The organism is Aeromonas sp. 600948, assembly GCF_049174875.1.
Classification (GTDB): Bacteria; Pseudomonadota; Gammaproteobacteria; order Enterobacterales; family Aeromonadaceae; genus Aeromonas; species Aeromonas veronii_A.
This window is the reverse complement of the sequence record NZ_JAAKTY010000040.1, coordinates 1-5,996: the sequence shown is the minus strand read 5'-3', so window position 1 is coordinate 5,996 and position 5,996 is coordinate 1. Positions and strand designations below refer to the sequence as shown.

Annotated in this window: 5 protein-coding genes and 5 tRNA genes; 7 read left to right on the top strand and 3 right to left on the bottom strand. The window is 53.6% G+C overall.

Features of this window, described 5'->3' with window-relative positions:
* The 3 genes from G5182_RS20035 to G5182_RS20025 all read right to left on the bottom strand — a co-directional run.
* Positions 1-830, bottom strand: an 830-nt coding sequence (locus tag G5182_RS20035) for a sugar-binding domain-containing protein (RefSeq protein WP_421254662.1), incomplete at its 3' end; no start/stop codon positions are given.
* A gap of 54 nt (positions 831-884) precedes the next feature.
* Positions 885-2,165, bottom strand: coding sequence for an MFS transporter (locus G5182_RS20030; protein ID WP_321537289.1), 1,281 nt, complete (start codon positions 2,163-2,165; stop codon positions 885-887).
* Positions 2,166-2,687: 522 nt separating this feature from the next.
* Complete coding sequence (locus G5182_RS20025; RefSeq protein WP_421254661.1) at positions 2,688-3,305, bottom strand: riboflavin synthase subunit alpha; 618 nt, start codon at positions 3,303-3,305, stop codon at positions 2,688-2,690.
* Between the two features lie 132 nt (positions 3,306-3,437).
* On the opposite strand from G5182_RS20025, the gene G5182_RS20020 reads away from it, so the two are divergent.
* From G5182_RS20020 to G5182_RS19990, 7 genes are all read left to right on the top strand, one after another.
* Complete coding sequence (locus tag G5182_RS20020; RefSeq protein WP_005345813.1) at positions 3,438-3,644, top strand: YaeP family protein; 207 nt, start codon at positions 3,438-3,440, stop codon at positions 3,642-3,644.
* Positions 3,645-3,793: 149 nt separating this feature from the next.
* Positions 3,794-5,173 (top strand): MATE family efflux transporter, encoded by a 1,380-nt coding sequence (locus tag G5182_RS20015; protein ID WP_266135060.1) that lies wholly within the window; start codon positions 3,794-3,796, stop codon positions 5,171-5,173.
* Positions 5,174-5,332: 159 nt separating this feature from the next.
* A tRNA-Val gene (locus G5182_RS20010) sits at positions 5,333-5,409 on the top strand.
* A 13-nt stretch (positions 5,410-5,422) separates the two neighbouring features.
* Positions 5,423-5,499, top strand: a tRNA-Val gene (locus tag G5182_RS20005).
* 17 nt (positions 5,500-5,516) lie between these two features.
* Positions 5,517-5,593 (top strand) — tRNA-Val (locus tag G5182_RS20000).
* A gap of 25 nt (positions 5,594-5,618) precedes the next feature.
* Positions 5,619-5,695: transfer RNA gene (locus G5182_RS19995), tRNA-Val, on the top strand.
* Between the two features lie 38 nt (positions 5,696-5,733).
* A tRNA-Val gene (locus G5182_RS19990) sits at positions 5,734-5,810 on the top strand.
* Positions 5,811-5,996: the final 186 nt, after the last annotated feature.

Sequence of the window (5,996 nt, the reverse complement as noted above, 5' to 3'; positions counted from 1 at the left end):
CCGATCGGCTGGTGCAGGGCCGCGACCCGCTCGCTGCCGTCATAAAGATTGGCCTCCACCGACAGACCGGCCCCATTAGCCACTTGCAGTGCAATCTTGAGACGACCATCCCGATAGCAGGCATCCAGTTCAGGCGTCACCCGCATATCCATCAGATGGCGGGACGGTTTGTGCAACAGGCTGACGGAGCGGAAGATCCCCGACAGCCACCACATATCCTGATCTTCCAGATAGGATCCGTCGGACCAGCGCAGCACCAGCACCGCCAGCCGGTTGCGACCGCTCTGCAGATATGGGGTCAGATCGAATTCGGCGGGCAGGCGGCTGTCCTGGGAATAACCGACCCAGCGACCGTTGCAGAAGAGGTGGAAGGCACTGCTCACCCCGTCGAAGATGATCCGGCTCTGTCCGCTTGCCAGCCAGTTGGCGGGCAGTTCGAACTCGCGGGAGTAGCAGCCAGTAGGATTCTCTGCTGGCACTCGGGGCGGATCGCAGGGAAAGGGGTACTTGATATTGGTGTAGATGGGGCCATCGGTGAGCGGCCGCGCAGCTGGATAGGCGGCATCCAGCTGCCAGTTGCCCGGCACTGTAATGGGGCAAGCATCCACCAGATCCTGCGACAGCCAGCTCTCGGGCACCAATTCGGGAGCGGCAAAGAAGGAGAAGCGCCACTCGCCATCGAGCAAGAGACGGGAGGAAGAGGCCAGATCACCCCTGGCATCCGCTTCGCTGCGCCAGCTGAACATGGGGGTATGGGTGGGTAAACGATTAACACTGGTCACAGCCTGTGTTTGCCAATCGGCACGACAAATGATTTGGTGTAACGCCATACTGTTATTCATCTTTTATAACCTTTTTCAAATCTCTGATTACAAAATGGTCGGTTAGTAACTAGCGGCTTTTTTTAAAACCATCGTTCTACCCTTTAACAGCCCAAGTGGTCCCATTCCCGAGAGGGTAAAGACAGAAATAAAGGTGAAAGTTGCGGCAATAATGCCCAATACCAAGTAGGTTTCACGAAAGCCCATCACCTCATACATAGATCCAGCCCACACAGACATAAACATGGTTGCTAGCTGCTTGAAGAACTGATAGCCAATCAACCAGATAGTCGCACTAAAGCGAACATCAAATTCACTAGTGATGTACTTGAATGTACCGACCAACAGGAATGGAACTTCCAACATATGTAGAGTTTTCAGCAAAATGACATGGCTAACTGTCTCGGCGAATGAGGAGCCGATGATTCGAATAGACATGATGGTCCCAGCGATTAGCAGGGCATTTTTTCCGCCAATTCGATTCACAATCAGTGGGGCAAAAAACATGATGCTGGCGCTCAGTAACTCCCCCATCGTAGTGACATAACCAAAGTAACGAGTACCTTCTTCTTTTGTATCAAAGAATGCGGTAAAAAAATTCGCGAATTGCTGATCAAATACGTCATAGGTACATGCCACCCCGACGACATAGAGGGTGAAGAACCAGAATTTTGGTTGTTTTAACAATCCCATTGCCAGTTTTACGCTAAACCCTTTCTGATTGGCGCCAATACTATCTAGCACTTCACTGGTGCTACCACGACCAGGGTTGATAAAATAGAATAAAACCGCCATTACAACAGCAAAAGCAGACCCCATCCAGAACACGAACTCATTGTTGATGGTAAACATGATCCCTACAATAGAGGCACAAAGGGCCCAGCCTATTGCGCCAAACATCCTTGCTCGGCCAAACTCGAACTGACTGGAGCGACTCACCTTCTCAACATAAGCCTCTATGGCTGGAGCCCCGCCTGCAAATACAAAACCGATGTACATGCCCCCTACGATAGAACCGAGATAGATGTTCAATTTCAGCAATGGTGCCAATACATAAAGAAAGAAGGGCGCGAAGAATACCAGTAGTCCAATGATTATCCAGAGCAAATGCTTTTTCAGCCCTAACTTGTCAGAAATCAGCCCAAATACTGGCTGAAATAGAAGTGCAAATAAAGAAATAGTGCCGAAGACAATTCCAGTTTCAGCCTTGCTGATATCATTGACATCATGCAGCCAAATCGGGAAAAATGGAAAATAAGCTCCCATTATAAAAAAGTAAAGAAAAAATATGGCACCGAACATTACCATATTCCTATTCAATCCAAACAATCTTTCTATACTCATCAAATATCCATCCATTGTCCATAATAAACCATTGACTTGAGAGAATGTCCTCAGACTGCCCTCGCCTCATGACAAGATTACGAACTAATTACGATGGATATTGTGACGTAACACACATCGATGTAAACGATTACACCAGCACCATATGGAAGTATATAAAAAAGAGACCCCACTAGCACAATCAAATAATAAATTTCTGATTATAAAAATAATAAAATATGGAAAATTAAAGCAGCTTCATTAATAGAATCGAAATTATGTAGATGGAGGTTATAGAGATAGCGACCTGATCTCATCAGGTCATTAAGCAGACCATGGTGATAACTGCTCCCCCTACGATGGTGGCCAAGATGATTAGACCACTACAAACCCGTTGGTGATGGGGGGGCAGGGACGCTCCCATGATGCAGACTTGACAGAGGGTAGTGGTGATCAGATCACCGAGTCCTCAGTTAGTTTCATTCAAGCTGCATCAATTTGGGCAACAATGCTCCCTTTCAACATATAACTGGGACAGTGCCTTCAGTTACCCGCGCGCGCCGCCAGTACCCGCTCCACCGTATCGACGATGGCCTGGGTCTGGGGATCGATCTCGATATTGGTCTGCCAGCCAGCCTTGACCCAACCCAGATTGGTGCGGGCCAGGGTCTCGGGGACCAGGTGAACGCAAAACTCCCGCTCGCGCACCTCACCTATGGTCAGGCTGATGCCGTCGATGCCGATGTATCCCTTGGTCAGCACATATTTCATCAGCTCGGGAGCAAGGCGATACCACACCTGACGGTTGTTGGGTGTGTCGATCACCGAGGTAACCTCTGCCATGCCGATGATATGGCCAGACATGACATGACCGCCGATCTCGTCACCAAAGCGGGCGGCCCGCTCCACATTGACCTTGTCCCCCACCTGCAACAAGCCGAGATTGGTGAGACGCAGGGTCTCCTGCATCAGATCAAAGCTGACGAGCTCACCCTCGACCCGGGTGACGGTCAAACAGCAGCCGTTGTGGGCGACCGAGGCACCGAGGGCCAACCCTTCCCCCCACTCCCGGCTGGGCATGCGGATCACATGGGTACGGAAGTTGGGTTGCTCTTCGATGGCCACCAGTTCGGCGGTCCCCTGCACTATGCCAGTGAACATCTCTCGTCTCCTGCTACTGCAAAAAGGGCAGGTTAACCTCGGGCAGAGGGTGAGACAAGGGTACAGGCTGACAAGCTTGCGCCCGATCGCTATAGTGACGCCGTTCACATCCGGGTAAACAAGGAAAAAGAAATGCAGGTATATCAATGTTGTGAAGCGATCCGTATCGCCTATAACCAGATTGGCTCCGGCGAGCAGGGCTATGTGCCAAACGCCATCGCCGCCACCATCCGAGCCCTCAACGCGGTCGCCGCCGATGAGCGGGTACCCGCCGAACTGCGCGAGCAGGCTGCCTATGCCGCTGCCAACCTGCTGATCAGCGATCACGAAGACGCCTGATCCTGCCCCCCGGGGTGGCAACTATTTCGTCCTGGCTGAATTTCAGGCTAGAATGCCTCCCCCACCCTTTGCACTTTCGTCCGAAAGTGCAAAGGCTCTTCCCGATTTCCGCTCTTTTTTACTCTTATCTGATCCACTCGGAGGTGTCAGTGCAACGTTATTGGTCCGAGGCGAAGCAGCTCGTCCGTCTAGCCAGCCCCATTCTGGTCGCCCAGGTGGCCCAGGTCGCCATGAACTTCGTCGATACCGTGATGGCGGGTCAGGTGAGTGCAGTCGATCTGGCAGCCGTGTCGGTGGCGTCCAGCTTCTGGCTACCGGTGATCCTGCTGGTGCAGGGGATCATCATGGCGCTCACCCCCATCGTCTCCCAGCTCAATGGCGCCCGTAAACGCGAAGCCATTCGCCCGGCCGTCCATCAGGGTTTCTGGCTGGCACTGATCGTCACCCCGCTGGCGATGATCGCCCTCTATTACAGCCCGCTGGCGTTGCAGTTTATGGATGTGGAATCGGTGATGGCTGCCAAGACCACTGGTTATCTGCACGCCATCCTGTGGGGCCTGCCTGCCTTCGTGATGTTCCAGGTGCTGCGCAACTTCAGTGAGGGGCTCTCCCACACCATGCCTACCATGGTGATCGGCTTTGTCGGGCTGGCGGTCAATATTCCCGCCAACTACATCTTCATTCACGGCCACTTCGGCATGCCGAAACTGGGCGGTGTGGGTTGTGGCGTGGCTACTGCCATCGTGCTGTGGGCCATGCTGCTGGCGATGATCCTCTATGTGAAGCTCTCCCGTCACTTCACCGAGATCCGGCTTTTCTCCCAGCTGGCTCGCCCCAACGGCAGCCGGATCTGGCGACTGTTTCGCTTGGGCTTCCCCATCGCCATGGCGATCTTCTGCGAAGTGACCCTGTTTACCGTGGTAGCCCTGATGCTGGCTCCTTTCGGTGCCGAGACGGTGGCGAGCCACCAGATTGCGCTCAACTTCTCCAGCCTGGTCTTTATGCTACCCCTCTCCATCGGGGTGGGTGTCACCATCCGGGTTGGCCACAGCATAGGTGAAGGGCAGCCCCATCACGCTCGGGTAGCGGCTCGCACCGGCTTGATGCTGGGGATGGCCATTGCCGCGGCCACTGCCGCCATGACGGTGCTACTGCGCGAGCAGATCGCCTCGATCTATACCGATGATCAGCAGGTGATCGTCCTGGCGGCCATTTTGCTGTTCTTCGCCGCCATTTATCAAATCTCCGACTCGGTGCAGGTGGTCGCGGCCGCCGCACTACGCGGTTACAAGGATACCCAGGCGATTTTCTACGTCACCATCGTCGCCTACTGGGGACTGGGGCTGCCCACCGGCATGATCCTGGGTCTGACCGACTGGCTGGTGCCGCGGATGGGGCCGCAGGGCTTCTGGATCGGCTTTATCGTCGGCCTCACCAGTGCGGCCCTGATGCTGGGGGCGAGATTGCGCTACATCTATGGCCGTTTTGCCACTCCGGAAGCCTGCACTACCCTGTCGCGATCTCAGTAACAGGGCTTGGCGAGCGACAACTCGCCTGCAAAATCAACAGGCTGCGCAAGAACTGGGCAAACAGTCTCCTTTGTGCATATGGCCTGTTGACAGCCTTGGGGGGCATGGGTAGTATGCCGACCACGTCAGCAGCGCTGGCGTAGTGAAGTAAGAGAAAGTGGGTTTATAGCTCAGTTGGTTAGAGCACTACCTTGACATGGTAGGGGTCGTTGGTTCGAATCCAATTAAACCCACCACTTTTTCTGTGATGCGTCCTTAGCTCAGCTGGTTAGAGCACCACCTTGACATGGTGGGGGTCGGTGGTTCGAATCCACTAGGACGCACCATCACAGATTGCTGTTATGCGTCCTTAGCTCAGCTGGTTAGAGCATCACCTTGACATGGTGGGGGTCGGTGGTTCGAATCCACTAGGACGCACCATTCAGTTTGAAAGAAATGCAGATGTGGGTTTATAGCTCAGTTGGTTAGAGCACTACCTTGACATGGTAGGGGTCGTTGGTTCGAATCCAATTAAACCCACCACTTCTGCATAAAGAAATAAAAGTCGCATTGCGCACCCTGCGTCCTTAGCTCAGCTGGTTAGAGCATCACCTTGACATGGTGGGGGTCGGTGGTTCGAATCCACTAGGACGCACCAGATTAAAAAAGCCCGCTAATCGAGCGGGCTTTTTGCATTCTGCCATGCCGCCACTCCCCTGCCCCGCCAATCCGTTCAGCACAATTCGGCAATGGCGCAGAACCTTGTTCCCATAAAAAAGGCTATGTCCCAATTACGTGTTGCATGGGGCGCCCCAGGGCCTCATACAAACACACTTTGATATTT